Annotated in this window: 13 protein-coding genes; 3 read left to right on the top strand and 10 right to left on the bottom strand. The window is 60.2% G+C overall.

Annotated elements, in window-relative coordinates:
- Positions 1-3: 3 nt before the first annotated feature.
- The 10 genes from Enr8_RS20455 to Enr8_RS20500 all read right to left on the bottom strand — a co-directional run bounded on the left by Enr8_RS20455 (position 4) and on the right by Enr8_RS20500 (position 13,954).
- The gene (locus Enr8_RS20455; RefSeq protein ID WP_146435250.1) at positions 4-1,161 is read right to left on the bottom strand and encodes an ARPP-2 domain-containing protein; all 1,158 of its coding nucleotides are present in this window, start codon (positions 1,159-1,161) and stop codon (positions 4-6) included.
- Entirely contained in the window at positions 1,158-2,648 is a 1,491-nt protein-coding gene (locus Enr8_RS20460) for a hypothetical protein (protein ID WP_146435253.1), read from the bottom strand. The genes Enr8_RS20455 and Enr8_RS20460 overlap by 4 nt, the downstream gene beginning before the upstream one ends.
- A gap of 222 nt (positions 2,649-2,870) precedes the next feature.
- Positions 2,871-4,256 (bottom strand): DUF1501 domain-containing protein, encoded by a 1,386-nt coding sequence (locus Enr8_RS20465; protein ID WP_146435255.1) that lies wholly within the window; start codon positions 4,254-4,256, stop codon positions 2,871-2,873.
- 31 nt (positions 4,257-4,287) lie between these two features.
- The gene (locus Enr8_RS20470) at positions 4,288-6,981 is read right to left on the bottom strand and encodes a PSD1 and planctomycete cytochrome C domain-containing protein (RefSeq protein WP_246120181.1); all 2,694 of its coding nucleotides are present in this window, start codon (positions 6,979-6,981) and stop codon (positions 4,288-4,290) included.
- A 309-nt stretch (positions 6,982-7,290) separates the two neighbouring features.
- Entirely contained in the window at positions 7,291-8,691 is a 1,401-nt protein-coding gene (locus Enr8_RS20475; protein ID WP_146435260.1) for a FecR domain-containing protein, read from the bottom strand.
- Positions 8,688-9,206: a sigma-70 family RNA polymerase sigma factor gene (locus Enr8_RS20480; RefSeq protein ID WP_146435263.1), complete on the bottom strand. Its 519-nt coding sequence runs from the start codon at positions 9,204-9,206 to the stop codon at positions 8,688-8,690. The genes Enr8_RS20475 and Enr8_RS20480 overlap by 4 nt, the downstream gene beginning before the upstream one ends.
- A 324-nt stretch (positions 9,207-9,530) precedes the next feature.
- Complete coding sequence (locus Enr8_RS20485) at positions 9,531-10,559, bottom strand: NAD(+)/NADH kinase (RefSeq protein ID WP_146435265.1); 1,029 nt, start codon at positions 10,557-10,559, stop codon at positions 9,531-9,533.
- Between the two features lie 12 nt (positions 10,560-10,571).
- The gene (locus tag Enr8_RS20490) at positions 10,572-11,570 is read right to left on the bottom strand and encodes an SPFH domain-containing protein (RefSeq protein ID WP_146435267.1); all 999 of its coding nucleotides are present in this window, start codon (positions 11,568-11,570) and stop codon (positions 10,572-10,574) included.
- 219 nt (positions 11,571-11,789) lie between these two features.
- Positions 11,790-12,962 carry a Gfo/Idh/MocA family protein gene (locus Enr8_RS20495; RefSeq protein WP_146435269.1) on the bottom strand — a complete coding sequence of 391 codons (1,173 nt, stop codon included), beginning with the start codon at positions 12,960-12,962 and terminating at the stop codon, positions 11,790-11,792.
- Between the two features lie 20 nt (positions 12,963-12,982).
- Positions 12,983-13,954, bottom strand: a complete 972-nt coding sequence (locus Enr8_RS20500) for a dihydrodipicolinate synthase family protein (RefSeq protein WP_246120182.1) — start codon at positions 13,952-13,954, stop codon at positions 12,983-12,985.
- Between the two features lie 1,557 nt (positions 13,955-15,511).
- Between Enr8_RS20500 and Enr8_RS20505 the strand changes: the two genes are divergently transcribed.
- Genes Enr8_RS20505 through Enr8_RS20515 form a run of 3 tightly spaced genes read left to right on the top strand, consistent with a single transcriptional unit; the run spans position 15,512 to position 19,046 of the window.
- Positions 15,512-16,243, top strand: coding sequence for an SDR family NAD(P)-dependent oxidoreductase (locus Enr8_RS20505; protein ID WP_246120183.1), 732 nt, complete (start codon positions 15,512-15,514; stop codon positions 16,241-16,243).
- Between the two features lie 49 nt (positions 16,244-16,292).
- Positions 16,293-17,744: an SDR family oxidoreductase gene (locus Enr8_RS20510; protein ID WP_146435271.1), complete on the top strand. Its 1,452-nt coding sequence runs from the start codon at positions 16,293-16,295 to the stop codon at positions 17,742-17,744.
- A gap of 60 nt (positions 17,745-17,804) precedes the next feature.
- Positions 17,805-19,046, top strand: a complete 1,242-nt coding sequence (locus Enr8_RS20515; protein ID WP_146435274.1) for an NAD(P)/FAD-dependent oxidoreductase — start codon at positions 17,805-17,807, stop codon at positions 19,044-19,046.
- The last annotated feature ends 60 nt before the right edge of the window (positions 19,047-19,106 follow it).

Here is a 19,106-nt window from a genome sequence, read left to right on the forward strand (position 1 = left end):
AAACTACCGCCGTCGTTCCGACGCATGCACGCCATCGAGGACATGTTGGTGCAGCAGGTAGCCAAAGCCCGCGTTTTCGAGTCGCAGGATCAATTGGTTGGTCGAGCAATCAAGCGACTCGGCGCAGCGGTCCAAGCTCCACTCGGCCGCGGCAAGTTGTTTCAATAGATAGGCGCGGCGAGTCTGGGCGGCCGATAGACGGTACGTTTTCAGGTATTGCAGCGTCCCGTCGTCGGTGCAGATTGTCTCGCCGATAAAGTTCTCCTCCTTGGGATCAAGATTCGATACGAATCGATTGAGCGTAAACGGCTTGAAGCGGTAGACGGTTTGGTGCTCCAGCGGCCGCTCCAAGAGTTCCGGCGCCATAATCTCGTTCAGGCTCTCCCACCGCTTTCGCAGCTGATCCACTTCGAATCGCAGATCGCTGAGCGTCGAAATCTGGTCGACCGCAATCGGATCGGGAAGAATCGTCGTCTCGGTTGCGAAAAAGCCGTTGCGCCAGATCAACTCGCCATAAAAGTCGGTCAGCAAAGTGGAGTGCAGCTGGATGTAGTCACCGGGATGAGGGACGACAAACGCTGAGGCGAGAGTATCGGCGACAAACAGCAGCACGCCGACTTGCTGATCGTGAATTTCAAATAGACGCAGCGCGTCTTCCAGCCCTGCGATCTGATTGCCGGGGATCGCAACTTCACTGCGCGGGCTAAGGCCGCTGCGCATCACTCGCCGTGAATACTCACTCCAGGCGATGTCCGGCCCGCCAAAATGTTTGGCCAGCAGACCTTCCATCGCAACATGCAGCGGCAAGAAACGGAGTTGGCGTTTTCCTTCTCGCCGCGCCATCTTACGAAGCCCGCGAGCCGTGATGAAATTCCCAAACGACGTTCCGTCCTTCGTTTCCTTAGCGGCGCTCAACTGAGAACCAAAAACCGCGCCGCCATCCTCGGTCCAGTTGGCGACCAGGCCGTGGGGAACAAAACTGACATAGGACGTCCGCCGATCGACTTCAACAATCGCGACATCTTCGGTATAGACGCGGCGGGTTAGCCGGAGATCTTCGCGAATCGTCTTACGCAACAGGGGAACGATACGGACGCCGCCAAGCACCTGCGGAGGCGCCATTTCGAGGCCGTTCCAGGGAAGGGTGCTGGTTGTCGTCATGGTTGGGTCTCTTGATCCGTCGCGTCTTGGAGAAATTCTCGGGCGATGTCGCCCAAATACGATTCGAGTTCCACGCGCGTCGCTTCTCCGGCGGCGAACTTGGCGAACCGTAGCGAGGCGTTCAGATCTTCCGCATCTCGTAGACCGATCGTCAGGATGGCGGCGCCCAGCCGTCGAGGCGAAAAATGATCGGCGTCGAAGACCGGGTTCGCGTGCAGGAACGAAATCGGATGCGCTGGCGCCAGCCGTTGACGGTAGGCGTGAACGATCTGGTTTACTGCGTCGACAGGGGCGTTCTCGTATCCGTCTGATACGAGAGTGAGTTGCTCCGGGCGCCACTCGATCGCATCCAGCAGCGGAGTCGCCAAATCGGACTGCCCGCTGGCGTTGACCAGAAAGACTTTGTCGTCCGCCTGATAGCAGGTCTTACCGATTTCCCGCGCCGGCGTCCAAAACGAACAGTACCGATCGGAGGCCGCCGCTAACAGGTAATGCGTGGCGACTGCAACCGCCAGCGGTCGACGGCGGCGCTCGCGCGAACCCCAGGCAGAGCGACTGCGATCCAGTACTGCGGCGACTTTGCCTAACTCTAGCGGCGACTTGCGCTGCGTGCGAGCGGCGGCCGATTTCAAGGCCGCGTGCAACTCGTCCGCTCGGCTGGTTCGTTCTTCCATGGGCAACGACAAGACGTAGATCGCCAACCGGGTGAGCGGAGAACGCGCCAAGTCGAACTGAACCGCCTGTTTCGTTTCGCGGCGAGTCAGGTTTTGTACCCGCAGTTTCTCCGCTTGCGTCATCTGCGGTTCGATGTTGCGGAGGAACACGTCACGGGGGATGCCATGTCGCGCCGCCAAGCCTTCGGCGACGGAATAGGGAAGTTCGTAGACCGCTTGCTTGGAGTAGTGCGCGCGACGATACGCGTCAAATAGAGGCTCCTGGAACCGTTTTTGGGCTTTCAGCGAAAAGAGAAAACTGGCGGTCTCGCCATCGACCTCGGCATGCGCGTGGCGAACCGCGCGGCGGAACTTGTTGCGATACTTGACCGCCTCGAACGTCTGATTCTTACGCGCAGCGCAGTAATTGCGAATCACGGCTCGCGTGCGGCGATTGTTCACCCCTTCGGTCGCCAGGCGTTGGAACAGCTTGTAAACGCGGTGAGTCGGCAGTTGACGAAGCGTCGCTGCGATCAAACCGCCCTCCTCGGCGCGTTGCACAGAGTCGGACGGTGCGCCGGCCCGCAGCAGATTTCGCACAATCAACATTTGGTTGAAATGGTTGACTCCAGCCGCGAGCGCCCGGGCGTAGACCAGGCGATAGTTCACCAGCACGTATTGGTGCAGAAAGTCGATCGAAACCGATTGGGAGTATTGGTCCGAGTAGTACTCGGTCTGCCCGGTCGCGGCAAAACAAGCGTTGACGAACATCACCAGGTCTTCGCGTTCGCACTGCTCGCGCAATAGCGCAGCTTGGGTTTCCGAAGTTGGCATAGATCGCTGGATCAACAAGAGGGAAAAGAAGAGCTCGACCGGGGAAGAGTACTTGGCAACGCTGCTTTTCAGCTGCAAATGCTAACGCGGAAGTTGCCCTGAAGTCCCACGGACGAGCTTTCGGCTATTGTAGTCTCTTGTGAAGAGAGGGGCGAGCAGCGCGGAAGGTTCGCTTGCTGCTTGCTAGCGACGTTCGCTATCCCGTTTCGGCGATCGTTCTCGCTACGCCAGAATCTCCTTGATCACATTCCCATAAACGTCGGTCAGCCGAAAGTCGCGGCCGGCGTAGCGGTAGGTCAGTTTTTCGTGATCCAGACCTAGCAGATGCAGGATCGTGGCGTGCCAGTCGTGGATGTGGCATTTGTTTTCGACCGCCGCGTAGCCATGCTCGTCGGTGGCGCCATAGCTGAAGCCTCCTTTGACGCCGCCGCCGGCCATCCAGGTCGTGTACCCTTTGTTGTTGTGGTCCCGTCCGTCGGATCCTTGCGCCGCTGGCGTTCGCCCGAATTCGCCTCCCCAGATAACGAGCGTTTCGTCGAGCAGGTTCCGCTGTTTCAGATCAGCCAGCAACCCGGCGATCGGTTGGTCGCAGGCGACCGCTTGCGACTTGTGAGCTTCGGTCAGATTCGTATGTTGATCCCAACCGTTATGCGTGATTTCAATAAAGCGGACGCCCGCTTCGACAAACCGACGAGCGAGGAGGCACTGTTTGCCAAAGTTTTCGGTCGGACCGCCATCGGCGCCATACAGGGCGAGCGTCGCGGCGGATTCTCGAGAAACGTCCATTACCTGCGGCATCGCGTCCTGCATCCGAAACGCCAGTTCGTACGACTGGATCATCCCTTCCACCGCCGGTTGCACCTTTTCTCTCTCCAGTTTTTTTCGATTAAGAAACTGGATCAGGTCGAGCTGTCGCCGCTGTTGACTTTCGGTCAGGCGCGAATTGCGGATGTCGTCGATGCTCTCTTGCGGCGAAGCGGCCATGAAACGGCCAAAGCCGCCGCCGCGACCCACCTTGGTTCCTCCGTAGACCGCCGGCAGGAAGGCGCTTCCCATGTTTTGGGCGGCGCCGGCCGGAGCGCTCAGCGAGACGAAACCGGGCAGGCTGTCATTCTCGGCGCCAAGACCATACAGCGTCCAGGCGCCCAGCGAGGGACGGATGAACTGCACGGTGCCGGTGTGCATCTGGGTCATAGCGCCGGGGTGGACCGGCTGATCGCAATGCATCGAGCGAATCAGCGTCATTTCGTCGGCATGCTTGGCCACTTCGGGAAACAGATCGGAAATCCAGAGACCGCTCTCGCCGCGCTGTTTGAACGCCCACGGCGACTTCATCAGCGAGCCGCCGTAGCGTCCTCGTTTGCCATGATCTTTGGCGAGTTGAGGTTTGTAGTCGAAGGTGTCGACGTGCGAAGGTCCGCCGCTCATGCAGAGGAAGATGACATGCTTCGCCTTGGCCGGAAAATGGGCCGCTTTCGCCGCCAGCGGATTCTCGGCCGCTGTGGCCGACTCCTGGGCCAAAACTTGCTGCGACTGAGCCAATCCGGCAAAGGCGAGATAACCGAAACCGGCGGAGCAGCTCTTTAGTATTTGTCGACGAGTTAGCATCGCAACATCTCACGTAGAAACAAAGAAGGGTTTAGTCGAGGAGTCGGAACTCGGCTGACGCCAGCAGGGCCTGACAAAAGGAGGTCATCGCCAACGAACTATCCTCGCCTGTGCCGCGACGATAGGAGTTGGAACTCGGGAATTGGCGCAGGAATCGTCCGCTCGCATTCCGCTCATCGACCGTGGGCGACCTTCCATAGCAAAGGCGAAATGCGAAGTCGATTTGATCGCCGAGCGAATCGTGCCGCTTGGCGACTCGCTTGGCGAGCGTCTCGGCCTGCTGCAGAACGAAGGGATTGTTCATCATGTATAGCGCTTGGTTGGGCGTGTTGGACGACTCCCGGATGCCGGTGATCGCATTGGGGTCGGCAAAGTCGAACGCTTCCAGCGACCGCGGCAGTTCGTCGCGCACGATCGGCAAATAGACGCTGCGGAACCGGGCATCCTCCATTTCGAGCTGGCGCGAGACGCTGCGCAGCGCGGTGGACATCGACTCTCGCTGCCGGAACTTCCCTCCCATCATCCCGCCGCGGAACCGATTAAGGCCGCGACCGCCGCCGGGCGCCGCGCCCTGCGATCGTTGAGCCCGCATCGCCGAAGCGACCATTTCGCGAATATCTTCCCGCGAACCTGCCAGCACGCCATCGCGAATCCGCGTGTAGCCCGCCGTGTGAACCAAGCTGGCGTGCGGTCGCTCTTCATCAAGATCGCCGCTAACCGCCAACATCGCATCGCGGAGAGCCTCGGCGTCGAGACGTCGCGGATTGGCTCGCCAGAGGAGTCGATTGTTGGGATCGGCCTCATGCGCCGCTGGCGAGAAGGTCGAATTCATCCGATAAACGCGTGAAGTGACGATCGCCTTGACCAGCGTCTTGACCGACCAATTCGACTCGACAAACTGGTCTGCCAGGTGATCCAGCAGCGCCGGATGCGTCGGGGCGTCGCCGGTGACGCCAAAGTTCTCCGGCGAGCGGACGATTCCTTCTCCCAGCAGGTGGAGCCAGATGCGGTTCGCCATCACCCGCGCGGTGAGCGGATTGTCGGCGCTGCCGATCCACTCCGCCAATTCGCGCCGTCCACTGGCGCCGGCCGGGATCGAGAACTTGGTCGTCGCGAAAACTCCCGGCAATCCACGGGGAACGATCTCTCCTGGCTGATCGATTTCGCCGCGGATCAAGATCGGCAGATCCTTCGCCCGCCAGCGCTGCTCGACTCCCATGCAGAAACTGATCGGCACGCCGGCATCGCCAACGCTTCCCAGTTTGGCCGAGAGCTCCGCCATGCGGTTGGAGTTCCGGATGAACGTCCGTTGGATATTGGCCTGGTCGCCGCCCGAGCGTCGCTGGCGGCGAAGCTCGGTGAGTTCTTGTCGTAGCTCGGTGATCTCCTCTTCCATGCTTTCGATTTCGGCGGACGTGTATTTCGCTTTGTTGTCTCGCGAATCATGAACTGGCAGCGGCAGCAAACTGCTGGTTCGCTGGACCTGAATCTGGCGGACCGGACCATAGTCGGAAGGAGGCGCCCCGAAATAGGTCGTCATGTTGCTGAACATGCCCGCCATAGCGTAGTAGTCGGCTTGGCGGATTGCGTCGAATTTGTGATCGTGGCAACGCGCGCAGGTAACTGACGTGCCGAGAAACGCCCGGGTGGTGGCGTCGAGCTGTTCGTCAATCAGGTCGGCGGCAAATTGGACGCGGTTTTGCTCGTTGACGTTTTTGGGGCCGATCGCCAGAAAGGTGGTCGCGATCAGGTTATCGGTTTTCGCCTGGTCCGACTTTGCCGGCAGCAGGTCGCCAGCGATTTGCTCGATCGCGAATTGATTGAACGGCTTGTCGGCGTTGAAAGCGTCAATCACATAGTCGCGATACCGCCAGGCGTGCGGGTAGCTCATGTTGACTTCGCGACCGGTCGATTCGGCGTAACGGACGACGTCGAGCCAATGGCGGCCCCACCGCTCGCCGAATTGCGGCGATGCGAGTAGCCGATCCACGACCATCGCAATGGCGCTCTCGGGATCTTGTTTCCAGGCCGATTCGAAGTACTCGATCTGTTCGGGCGTCGGCGGTAGGCCGATCAGGTCGAACGTGAGCCGGCGGAGCACCTGATGCGAATCGGCGTCGGCGGCCGGCGGCAACTCGTGCGACTCCAGTTCGCACAGCACGAAACGGTCGATGTCGGAGATCGCCCAGTCGTTGTTCTGGGGCGTCGGAATCGGCGGTTGACGCAGCGGTTGATAGGCCCAGAAGTTTTGCTGGGCGGCGGCGATATCCTCGTCGGTGACGGTCGATTGAATCGGTTCGACGCGCCGCTCGCGTGGGTCGGGGGCGCCCATCTCGATCCAGGCCTGGAAGTCGGCGATCACATGGGGCGGCAGTTTGCGGTTTGGCGGCATGCGGAAGTCTTCGTGCCGCATCGCACTTAAGATCAGGCTTTCGTCCGGCTCGCCATCGACAATCGCTGGTCCGCTATCGCCGCCGACATGGATCAGTGCTCGGGTATCGAGTCGCAATCCTCCCCGCACGTTGCCGGCCTTGTCGCTATGGCAGCCGTAGCATTCCTTCACCAAGACGGGGCGGATCTTCGTTTCAAAGAAGTTGAGCTGTTCCGGCGTGAACAGGCTGCCGTCGTCCGCGGCCGTTTCCTCGGCCGACGCGACCGCGACCAATAGCAACAGCAGCAGGCCGCCGCCAAGCGTGGCGACAATTGGCATGAGACGCGATCGCACGCCTCCTTCCCGATGGTATCTAGTTGCCAGGCGTCTCATCTTTATTCGCTCCAAGGCCGTGACAAGTTCAGTCGCTTTACAAGATACTTATCCGCGACGAGAAAATCATGACGCAATTTTCCGACAGCCCGGCCAAGAAAATTGGCGGATCGATCCCTACCAGTCCGTTGATTTTCTCAACGGGCTGCGTGATCGCACGGATGCGATCCCAAAATAGCGACGTAAGTCGTTATTTTGCGAGCCGCGAAGAGCTATGCTCTGAGTCTGGCGAGGTTGAAAAATGCCACGATGGCATTTTTCAACAGGCAGCTACGGAGCGTCGGTATTAGCTGAGCCAGGGAGAGAAGCGTCGACGATGACCCGCACCTGATCGCTAAGCGGCCCCCAGACCGATAGGTCGAGCAGCACGGTGCGGCGATCGGGGCTAAGCCTGATGCCATCGCCTTGCGGCGCTTTGTGCAGCTCTAGGCCGCGCTTGAACTGCGGCACGCGTCCGCCACGGATCGAAAAGCGGAAGTCGCTTTCTTTGAGCTCTTCTTCGCGGACGATTACGCCCAGCACCGGCTTGGTAAACGTGATGCTGCCGCGAACCCGCTTATCCGAATCTGGTGCGTCGACCGGCGTATTCTTGTCGGCCGGATTGAACTGCAGGACATAGCTGCGAACCCGCTTTCCGGCAGGGACTTCGCCGCCGGTCAGCGACTTGTCCGAGCGGTATCGTCCAGGGGCGTCGATGTTCACTGGGCAAGGATAGTCGAGCGTCAGCGGATACCCTTCCGGCAAGACGAAGATCTTGGCGTCGCTCTCGACGTGACCCAGCCGCCGCGGCCACGGCGGCGCGAAGCGAAAGGCGCCGGTCGACTTGGCGATGCCGGAAGCGGCGGGCCAGAGACGCTCGAACCGCTTGGGGCTGAAGGCGACGTTGCGTGCCGAACCTTGCGCATCAAGCTCTAGCGACTCCCCTTCGACCAGCCGCCGCTTTTCGTCACGCTTGTCGATCACTTCGACTTCGCCGTTAAAGACGGTCACCAGCGACGAGCCGTCCTCGTTCAGCGCCACGCCGAAGGCGGTACCGAGATCGATGATCTTCGACTGCGGCGTGTTGACGACGAAACCTTCGGCGCCTTTCGGCACGGTCGCCGTCATCAGGCCCGTTAATAATTGCGTCGTATCGATCGCGTCGATCTGATAGCGAACCGGGCCCTCAAGCGTCACCTCGACGCCGCTGTCAAACTCCAACTGCATCATCCCGGCGACAAATTGAATCTGCTCGGCCGCCAGGCGATCGCCGATCTGAAACTCTTCGGCGGCTTTCCCATCAAGGTCGGTGACGCCGGTAATGGTCAGAAAGGCCGGAGCGGCCGCCACTTCGACTGGGGAAGGCGCCGGGGAATTGGCTTGTTCGGATGTTGAGTACCAATACGGTGCGGCAACGAGCGTCAACAAACAGGCCGCTAGCGCGATGCAGATCGCCACGACCGACGCCGGGCGGGCCAGCGACCGAGAAACTCGCTCTTCCGATGCGATCGTCGCCGAGATTTCGTTCAGTTTGATTTCGGCCTCGAGTCGCTGGTCGAGGTAAACCAACTCGGCAAACCGCTGCGCATTCTCGGCGTCGGCGTTGATCCAAGCTTCCAATTCGGTCAACTGCTCGGCAGTTAGCGTCTCGTCGAGATAGCCAGTGAGCAAGTTGTCGACGTCGCGACTCATCGACCTGCTCCTTCGGCGGCCGCTTTCGCCTCGACGCAATCGCGCAATTGTTCCCGGATGCGCTGCAGCGCCTTCGCCACCGAGTTGGCTGTCATTTGGATCCGGGCCGCGATCGCCGCCGGCTTCAGGTCTTGCTGATAGCGCAGGTCGCACAGTTGCCTTGCCCGGCCTTGCAACTGAGCGATGCAGTCGGGCAAGAAGTCAAGCTTTGCCGGCGGGGCCTCGGTTTGAAAGGTGGCCTGCAGGTTGGCGATCGTCTCGTCGCTGAAGACCAGCCGATCGCGCTTGCGGCGCCGCAAATAGAGCCCAATCTGGTTGCGAGCGATCCCCAAGGCCCACGCATTAAACGGCTTGCTGGTATCGTACGTCTCAAACGACCGCAGCACCGCCAGCGCCGTCTCTTGCATCACGTCGTCACGATCGACCTGATCGCGAACGACCGACGTCACAAACGCGGCGACCATCGGCTGCGCGGAAGTCCAAAGCCGGGTGGCCTGTAAGGTGTTTTCGTCCAAGGTGCTCTCCGGAATAGTCTCTAGAGGTAACTTATCCGGAGCCGCTCGATCGTGACGCGAAAACCAAAAAAAATTCTTACGATCGAAACGGCTTAGCAGTCCGTTGATTTTCTCGAGGGACTGCGTGATCGCAGGGATCCGCGCAGAGCTATGCTCTGAGCCTGGCGAGGTTGAAAATGCCACGAGGGCATTTTTCAACAGGCAGCTAAGTAGCGTGATATCGATTGTATAAAAGAAAACCGGCGCCACGTCCACCGAATTGAAGCGTCGACCGGCCAGTTTTGTCCTGCACCAATCCATGGTTCGGAGGGGAACGATGGCTACTTAGCCAACGACCAATCGCGCCTGCTGCTCCGAAACCGAAAAGGTGGCGATATTGCCGCTGTTGAATTCGAGGAAGTCGTCCTCGACGCCATCGGAAAAAATCACTCCCTGGGTTGGCATCAGAGAGCCAAGTACGAGTTCATCTCCGTCGTTAAGGATTCCCATAATGTTGTCGGCGGAAGAGTGACGGCTGACGAACGGCTCGCGCACCGCCCACATCAGCTTCCGCTCGTCGCGGGCCAGCGATAATCTCGGAAGCTCGCTGTCGGTCGTAAAGCGGCTGATTCCGGCCGCCATGTTGAAGACCGACGACATCCAACCGGTGGCGCCGGCGCCGGTCGAAATCAGCACGCCGCTGGACGACTGCGACTCGCGCCTGCCGTCCGCTTCCAGGGTGTACCGCGCCGAGGCGTGCGTGCGGCAGCCGACAAAGAAGTCGTTAAAGGCCACCATCCGCTGCCCGGTGATCGTGTTGACCTCGGCCAGGGTGATCGGTTCAAAGCGGGCCTGCTGTTTCATCACCCGCTGCATCGCTGCCCGCGCTTCACGCACTTGAAACGGCAGCAGTACGCCGTCGTAGCGCAGCGGATCAGGGTTCACGCCGATCACCGGCAGGTCGCCGGCATACTTCGCCACGTTCGCCACCAACCCATCCTGGCCGATCACGACCACCGCCAGGCAGCGGCCGAAGTCAAAGTTGGCCAGAAAACTGCGATCGACTTCCCGCACGGGGATGCCGAGATCGAGTTCGCGATACAACTGTTGGAGCGACTCGTTGTATTGGGCGTCTTCTTCCTCGTACACCTCGCGATCAGTCAGTTCGATCGCCGAGTCCGCGAACTCGCACAGGTCTGTTTCGCTAACGGCGATCCCTCGTCTCGCGCGCACCTGACGGCGACGTTCCACTTCGTGTTTGACGGCCGCGCCCAGCAAAAAGTCGGCCTGGTTGGAAGTTCCCCATCGTTGTTTCAAGCCCTCCAGCCGCGTTTCGCGGGTGACGACCGCGATCATGTTCGAGACCGTACGCATCGGCAAACTCCTTTAACGCGACTTTCGTTTTTTCCCCGGGCCTTGTCCACCGTCCGATTGATTGTCGAGCAACGTCGACAGCAGGTCAGGCGAAATGTTCAAGTTGCCGATGTTCTCCGCATTGTCGGCCAGGTCGCGGAAGGCCATTGCGATCAGCTGATTGGCGTTCAAACCGCCGGGCGCCGCGGCCAACAGCGTTCGCCAGTCGATATCTTTCAGCGGCTCAAGCATCGCTTTTAAGGCGTCGGCCTTCGCTTCCGACTCTTTCCGCTCGTTCTCGATCTTCCGATCGACCAGCGTCGCCCGCTCTTGCTCGATGGCGATGTCGGCCTGCAGTTTGGTTTCGCGCACCTGACGCTGTTTTTGCTGAACGGCGATCTCGGTGTTCAGTTCGTTCTCTTTGATCTGGCGTTCCAGCTCGACCGCCGTATTGCGGCGAGCATAGATCGCTTCATCCGCTTCCAGCAGCAACTGTTCGCGAGCTTCGGCCTGCAGCGCCTTCGCCATTTCGGGCATCGCCTTGATCGAGAGAACCGAAAGGTTCATCACTTCAACCCCCAGCAGCGCCACCGCCGGCGACTCGGCCAGCTGGGCGAAGACCTGGGCGACCAACTCGTCGCTGCTGGTTAGCAGTTCGCGCAGCGTCTTCTTCAGCGTGAAGGCCCGGGCCAACGTTTGCGTGGTGTGAATCAAGCGATCGTTCAGCTTGGTCGGATCGTCGGAACGATACCTGCCGTTGCTGTCGACGCTGAAGTCGAGCAGCGACGCGAGCTTGGCCGGGCTCGTCACCCGAAAGGTCAGCTCTCCCTGAATCGTGGCGTCTTGAAAGTCGGCCGTCACTTCGTTGAAGACGAACGGCACGTCGGTACTGGCCAGCGGCAACTGCACCAGCGTCGCGGTTGGCGAGAAATAGAAGAACGACTGCCCGGCGCCCTCGCAAACCACTTTGCCGCGCCGAAACAACATGACATGCGTCGAGGGAGGCGCCTTTACATAGCTGATTCCTAACATCGCCCAGTTCCTCCAAAGATGAGATTTCACCGCTCGAAAAGAGCTGTTGTTACCTAAGTGTATTATTTACACTGATGCGGGTCAACGATTTTGATCAGTCTCGTTCACTATCGTGCTCTTCGCAGATTTCGCCCGGCAATGGGCCGAAAATAGAGATCCGTAAGACACGTCGAAGTGGTCGGAAGTTCGCTGGCGTTTACCGCTGGGACGCGTCCCAGCCTACGTTAGCAACTCGCTCGGGCTCACCCAGCGGCGTTCTTGGGCCGAGAGCAGCCCGGCCTGCGCCAGCGCGACGCCAGCAGCGCCGGCGCGAATCGACCAGGGGAAGTCCCCTTCGCCGGCGACGTGCTTCAGAAATAGCTCCCACTGCGTTTTGAACGCATTCTCTTCGACCGGCGGCGCCGGCAGCTTCCGCCAAGCTTCGCAAAAGTTGATCGGCTGCGGCACGTCGGGATTCCAAACCGGCGTTGGCGTCGACGCCAGGTCTTGCACCCAGCAATCGCGCAGCCCGGCGACGGCCGATCCCTGCGTTCCATCCATCTGAATGGTCAGCAGATCATCGCGGCGAACTCGGGTCGACCACGAGCTATTGAACTGACACGTGACGCCGCTTTCCATCTCGAAGATCGCATAGGCGGCGTCATCGGCGGTGCACTGGTAGGCGTTGCCCGCTTCGTCGATCCGCTGTGGCACGTCGACCTTGGCATGCGTCAACACCGCCGCGATCGGCCCCAGCAAATCATTCAGCAAATATTGCCAGTGGCAGAACATGTCGATGATCATGCCGCCGCCGTCTTCCGCCCGATAGTTCCAACTGGGCCGCTGCGCCGGTCGCTGGGGATCGTGCCCGCTGAAGACCCAATAGCCAAAGTCTCCCCGCACGCCCAAGATCTCGCCAAAGAAGCCTTCGTCACGCAGCTTCCGCAGTTGGCAGATGCCTGGCAGCCACAGCTTGTCTTGCACCACGCCGTTCTTGACGCCTGCCGTCTCGCACAGCTCGGCCAGCTGAATCGCCTCGGCCAGTTCGACGGCGACCGGTTTTTCGCAGTAGATCGCTTTGCCATGTTCGACCGCCGCGCGGATGACGCGGGGGCGAACCTGCGTGCTGGCCGCGTCAAACACAATGTCAACGCGATTGTCGGCGATTACTGCCTCCAAATCGGTCGAGAACTCCACTGCCCGGCCAATCTGCTGCGGCGCGACTTCCAGCGCCAACTGCCGCAGCTTCTCCTCTTCGCGAGCGACCAAAATCGGCTCGACTTGCAGCGTATCGCCACTGGCCAGCGGTACGCCGCCTTGCTGGATGATCGCCAGCAGCGAACGGATCAGGTGTTGGTTTCCGCCCATTCGCCCGGTGGCGCCATGCAGGGCGACGGTCAACGTTCTGTCCATGACGCTCCTTCTGCGCGAACCTAGCCGGTCAGCTTTTCTAACCGGACCAAGATGTCATGCAAGATCGGCTCGTCCGAGTCGGGACGCTTCGGGCTGTTGGGATGGGTCAGCGACGACTTGATCCAGCCCCGATCAAACAGGAACTGCGCCGCGCTATGCTTGTAGGCCGGCACCGGATCGCGGAACGCGAAAAAGCCGAGGTACTGCAGCAAGTCGTTCAGCTCATAAAACCGGGGATCACCCGCTTCCCAATAGGCGTCGCGCATTGCGAATTCTTCCGGCGCGAAGGTGCTGAGCCCCAGCAGATAATCGCTGCCATACATCACCATGTCGATCGCCAGGTCGTTGCCGGTAAAGACGCGGAAGTCAGGCCGGGTACGATTCCGCAGGATCAGGCGTTCCCACTCCAGCTCACGACTGAGTGACGAATGCTTGGCGCCGGTACACTCGGCGATGCCCATCAGCTCGGCATACAGCTCCAGCGAATAGATCTTGCCGAATGGGGCGAACATCGTGCCTAGCTCAAAGCCGATAAACTCGCCGGCGCACTCGCCGATCTGACGATAGGCGTCGGCGATCGCAGCGTCGCTTTGCCTGGTCAGGCCATACGACTGAAAAATGACCGGCGTCCCGGCGTATTCGTTGATCAGATCGATCTGCTGGCGGTAAGCGTCCAGGTTGAACGCACTGCCCGGCGCATCGCCCACAAAAGCGCCGGCGACAAATTTGCCGTCGCCAATCAACTCGCGCGTCAGCTGCAGCGCCTGGCGACGGATCGCGTCATCAATCAGGTTGCCATAGCCGGTGTCCATGTTGACGGCCGGAGCCAAGCCAGCCGCATGCGTCCGCTGCACATGCGCCGCAAAGCCATCCCAATCAATCGCGCCGTCGCTGGAGAATGGCAGTAAAATCGCCGACATGCCGGTGATCTTCCGGCGAGGCTGAAACAACTCGGCCAGCGTGTCGGCCGACATCTTTTCTGTTTGAATCACGTTCACGCTTGCACTGTGGGGTTGAGCACTGTGGGGTCGAGAGTATCTCAATCGCCGCCGGAAGTCGGAGCCTAGCGACGCTACCAAATCCTGTTGTACTCGCCAGGGGCCTGTTTGCCTTGGCGGATTGGGCTGTTTTTGAGCTGGCGAATCGGGCGTGTTGATCGACTTGAAACTCGAACATCGGCCCCCCGGAGTCCTAGCTGCCTGTTGAAAAATGCCATCGTGGCATTTTCCAACCTCGCCAGGCTCAGAGCGTAGCTCTTCGCGGCTCGCAAAATAACGACTTACGTCGCTATTTTGGGATCGCATCCCTGCGATCACGCAGTCCGTCGAGAAAATCAACGGACTGTTAGGTTGGTTTGGCCATGGAGGCGAGTACCGATGAAGTGATTGATGTTCGGACCGCGTGAACGGGCCGATGTCCATTCTCTTCAGATTACCAAGAGTCATCCCAGGGATGACGCCCTTTGGCGCGGACAGCCAGGACCGGACCGCGACGTTTTTTCTTCAGCCACAAAAGGGGCGCCGCCAAAGTAGCCCAGTGCGAAGTCGCCCCCAGGAGATGCAGCGCTGGGTTCACCTTTTTCCATGGGCCGCTGGCGTATGGGGGCCGCATTCCCTCGGCTTGCGCACTCGGGCTACGATGGGATCGGACTGGACTGGTCGATTCACTTTTCTTGCTCGACGTACTGGACTGGACCACGAAAAAAAATTTTTCCAAGGTAGGGTGCGTCTGGACGCACCACGAGCCTGCCAACTCGGTCGATTCCAAAACCGCGTGGTAACGCAATCGTCCAGGCCGTTGCGTTGCCACGTGATGTTGACGCCGACCGCAACGGCAGGTTCTCGGTGCGTCCAGACGCACCCTACGAGTAAGTTTTTTCCGCGAGGACTGGACCGGACCGTTTCGTTTTTTCATCGTAGTGGACTCAAGCCGCCACTTTTTTTCTGCTCGTCCGCTGGCTCACACGGCAAAGATTGACGCAACCTGTTGCTCGCCCAACGCTTGCGTTCCGCCCGGTGATCGCCCGCGAAAAACCTTGCTGACAACGCGTGACCCGCAGCGCGCGTACGTTCCAACAAACAGCGCCGCAAAAGGGACGCGTTTTGATCAGGCAACGGAGACCCAGCCAGTGAACACCCTGCAAATCGCAGGCGACCGGTTCCGTTGCTGGGCTCACGTTCGCTCCGCTCCTGGTTGAAGGAGGAACGTTGCCCGGCGGCAAGATCACTCCCCGTCTCCACGGGGTCGGCGAAATGCAAATTCATACAGATCACTCGTGGGTTGGACCCACGGCATGCCTGGACATATTTATACCAAAAATCGGGGTGGTTTGGCAAGCAAAATGAGGGGGCGCGGCGAAGGTTCAAGGTCTGGACGGAGGGAGGTTTCGCGACAAGGTGCTCGGTTGAAGAGAACTCTGCACGTGCTGGTTAACTGTCGGTTGGAATGACGGTCTCTTCCCTTGGATTCTTGTCCGCCGCCATCCCAGCGTCCTGCCGCCAAAATGCAAACAGGGCGCCTTCCACATGCCATCAACCAAGGGGGGAATGATGCCTTTTACCGCGATTTTGGGAGCGACCGGTACGATCGGCAGTTGCCTGGCCCAACGGTTGGCGTCCGCAGGGGATCAGGTTCTGCTGGTCGGCCGCTCTGCAGAGAAGTTAGAGCAACTTGGCGCCACGCTCCAGCAACCTTGGCTGGTCACCGATCAGCAGCAGGCTATAACGCTTGAGGACGACTTACGAAAGGCTGCCGAGCAGCATGGTCCGCTGGACGCGCTTGTTTGTTGCGTCGGTTCGGTTTTGCTGAAGGCCGCGCATTTGACGAGCGATGAAGAGTTCCAGGAAGTGATTGCAACCAACCTAGTGACTGCCTTCGCCACGGTTCGCGCCGGCGCCAGACTGTTGCGACAGCGTGGCGGTTCGATGGTGCTGTTCGCGTCGGCGGCCGCTGAGATCGGGATTCCGAATCACGAAGCGATTGCCGCCGCGAAGGGAGGAGTCATTGGTCTGGCGCGATCCGCCGCGGCGACGTACGCCCCGCAGAATATCCGCGTGAACGTCATCAGTCCCGGGCTGATCCGGACCGAATTGACGCGAAGAATTTGGGACAGTCCCGCAGCGGCCAGCGCTTCGCAGAAGATGCATGCGCTGGGGCGATTCGGGGAGCCGGAACAAGTGGCGTCGCTGGCCGCTTGGCTGCTGCAGTCAGAGAACGACTGGATGACGGGACAAGTCCTGGGCCTGGATGGCGGCCTCGGCCATTTGCTGCCGCGCGGCTAAAGGGTGTCCCCGCGTACCGGATTGAAATCGAATCAAATGGGAACCGCCAATGGCTGGAGCGATCTTGTTGACCGGGGCGACCGGCTACGTTGGCGGACGATTGCTGCCGCTGCTGCAGCAATCGGGGCGGCATGTGCGTTGCCTGACCCGGCGGCCGGAAGCCTTGAGCGATTGGGCCGGGCCGACGACCTCGATCGTGAAGGGAGATGTGCTCGATCAGGCGTCTCTGGGCGAAGCGTTTGCCGGCGTCGACACGGCTTACTACCTCGTCCATTCGCTGGGCGAGCAAACCGATTTTGAAAAACAGGATCGGATCGCCGCCGAGAACTTCGCGAAGTCCGCTGCCGCCGCCGGCGTGCAGCGGATTGTTTATCTCGGCGGGCTAGGAAATCCGGATCACAAACTTTCGAAGCACCTGCGGAGTCGGCAGGAAACGGGAGATGTGTTGCGGATGCACCATCCGCATGTCATCGAGTTCCGCGCGTCGATCGTGATCGGCTCCGGCAGCTTGTCGTTTGAAATGATTCGGGCCCTGGTCGAACGTCTGCCGACTATGGTTTGTCCGAAGTGGGTGAGCGTCAAAGCTCAGCCGATCGCGATCGAAGACTTGCTCGCTTACCTGGTCGCGGCGCTCGATCTGCCGATCCAGCATTCTCAGGTCTATGAGATTGGGGGCCCTGATCAGTTGTCGTATGGAGAGTTGATGCGGGAGTACGCCAAGCAGCGCGGGCTACGGCGCTGGTTGGTTCCGATTCCCTTTCTGACTCCTTACCTGTCGAGCCTTTGGCTGGGGCTGGTCACGCCGCTCTACGCCAGAGTGGGCCGCAAGCTGGTCGAAAGTCTGCGCAACCCGACGCTGCTATCGAACAATCTGGCCAGTCGGACGTTTGACGTGGTCCCTCGAACCGTTCCCGAAGCGATCCAGCGGGCGCTCGTCCACGAAGACCACGAGTTTGCCGAAACTCGGTGGTCCGATGCGCTTTCGGCGGGGGGAGAATTGCCGCAATGGGGAGGCGCCAGGTTTGGTTCGCGATTGGTTGACTCGCGCACGCTAGAAGTGCCGATCCCTGCCGAGCAAGCCTTCGCTCCGATCCGTCGCATCGGCGGCAAGCAGGGCTGGTACTATGCGAATTGGCTCTGGTCATTGCGTGGATTTCTGGATCTGCTGGTGGGAGGCATCGGAGTCCGCCGCGGTCGTCGCAATCCCGAGCAACTGCGGACCGGCGACGTGTTGGACTTCTGGCGAGTCGAGGCCTACGAGCCAGCGCATCTGGTGCGACTGTCGGCGGAGATGAAGTTGCCGGGCCGAGCCTGGTTGGAGTTTGAGGTTACTCCTTCTCCCGCAGGCAGCCAAATTCGCCAGACGGCGATCTTTGATCCGGTCGGCCTGACGGGACTGGCCTATTGGTATAGCGTCTACCCGCTGCACCAGTTCGTGTTTGCGGGCATGCTTCGCAACATCGCGCGGGCAGCGACGCAACGTGACGAAACGAACGATTGAACCTAGCGCGATACCACCTCCCACCGGATTTATTGCGCCGCTTTCCAAGGATGCACTACCATGTCTGCCAATGTGACGATCGTCGGTGCTGGGATCTCTGGCCTCTGCTGTGCGCTGCGGCTGCAACAGGCGGGCGTCAACTGCACGATCTACGAAGCGTCGGATGGCGTGGGCGGTCGGATGCGGACCGATGAGGTCGATGGCTTTTTGCTCGACCGGGGATTTCAGGTCTTGCTGACCAGTTATCCGGAAGCGCAGCAGGTGCTCGACTTTGCGGCGCTACAACTGCAAGGTTTTCAGCCGGGCGCCTTGGTGCGGTCGGGTGGTCGCTTTCACGAATTGACCGATCCGTGGCGACGTCCCTGGGGAGCGATACGATCGTTGTTCTCGCCGATTGGAACCACGGCCGATAAACTTCGCGTCGGGCGATTTCGCAGTCAAGTCATGCAGGGAACGGTGGTCGACCAGTTTGCCCGCCCCGAGACGTCGACACTTGATGCTCTGAAAACGGCCGGCTTTTCGGAGCCGATGATCGACCGATTTTTTCGGCCGTTCTTGGGCGGGATCTTTCTCGATGCCGACCTGGCGACTTCGAGTCGGATGTTGTATTTCGTCTTCCGGATGTTTTCGTCAGGAACTGCCTCTTTGCCGGCCGCCGGAATGCAGGCGATCCCGCAGCAAATCGCCGACCAACTGCACCCGGGCGCCGTGCAATTGAACTCCCCAGTCGCGACGGTTGAGCCAACCAAAATTCGACTTGTCTCTGGTCAGGAGATCGAAACGCAAGCGGTGGTGGTCGCGAGCGAGGGACCCAGCGCCGCCAAACTGCTAGACCTGCCCGCGCCGGAGTTGAGTCAGGGAGTGACCTGTCTTTATTTCACCGCTGCAAAGCCCCCCATTGATCGCCCGATTTTGATGCTCAATGGAGAGGGGCGCGGCCCGATCAACAATCTCTGCGTCCCGACCGCCGTCGCGCCAAGCTACGGAGATGCCGGCCAGAGCTTGGTCTCGGTCACGGTGTTGGGGAACCCAACCGACGCGCAGCAACTGGAGGCCGAAGTGCTGGGCCAACTGCGCGACTGGTTTGGGACGCAGGTCGACAGTTGGCGGCATTTGAAGACGTATTCCATTCCCTATGCACTTCCATCGCAACCCTCGGGCGCCCTCGAGAAACCGCAGCGAGCCGTGCGTTGCCGGCCGGGACTGTATGTCTGCGGAGATCATCGCGACAACGCATCGATCCAGGGCGCCATGACATCCGGCCGGCGAGCCGCCGAAGCCGTGCTGCAGGATCTGGCGTGAGCGATATGGATGCGGCGACTTGGGGTGTAGTTCTGAGTCGTCCCTTGTTATCAGGCGCCG

This window comes from Blastopirellula retiformator (genome assembly GCF_007859755.1).
GTDB classification, from domain to species: domain Bacteria; phylum Planctomycetota; class Planctomycetia; order Pirellulales; family Pirellulaceae; genus Blastopirellula; species Blastopirellula retiformator.

Coding starts and splice junctions, on each gene's coding strand:
- Enr8_RS20455 (WP_146435250.1), bottom strand. CDS start 1,161: ATGACGACAACCAGCACCCTTCCCTGGAACGGCCTCGAAATGGCGCCT.
- Enr8_RS20460 (WP_146435253.1), bottom strand. CDS start 2,648: ATGCCAACTTCGGAAACCCAAGCTGCGCTATTGCGCGAGCAGTGCGAA.
- Enr8_RS20465 (WP_146435255.1), bottom strand. CDS start 4,256: ATGCTAACTCGTCGACAAATACTAAAGAGCTGCTCCGCCGGTTTCGGT.
- Enr8_RS20475 (WP_146435260.1), bottom strand. CDS start 8,691: ATGAGTCGCGACGTCGACAACTTGCTCACTGGCTATCTCGACGAGACG.
- Enr8_RS20485 (WP_146435265.1), bottom strand. CDS start 10,559: ATGCGTACGGTCTCGAACATGATCGCGGTCGTCACCCGCGAAACGCGG.
- Enr8_RS20490 (WP_146435267.1), bottom strand. CDS start 11,570: ATGTTAGGAATCAGCTATGTAAAGGCGCCTCCCTCGACGCATGTCATG.
- Enr8_RS20495 (WP_146435269.1), bottom strand. CDS start 12,962: ATGGACAGAACGTTGACCGTCGCCCTGCATGGCGCCACCGGGCGAATG.
- Enr8_RS20505 (WP_246120183.1), top strand. CDS start 15,512: ATGCCTTTTACCGCGATTTTGGGAGCGACCGGTACGATCGGCAGTTGC.
- Enr8_RS20510 (WP_146435271.1), top strand. CDS start 16,293: ATGGCTGGAGCGATCTTGTTGACCGGGGCGACCGGCTACGTTGGCGGA.
- Enr8_RS20515 (WP_146435274.1), top strand. CDS start 17,805: ATGTCTGCCAATGTGACGATCGTCGGTGCTGGGATCTCTGGCCTCTGC.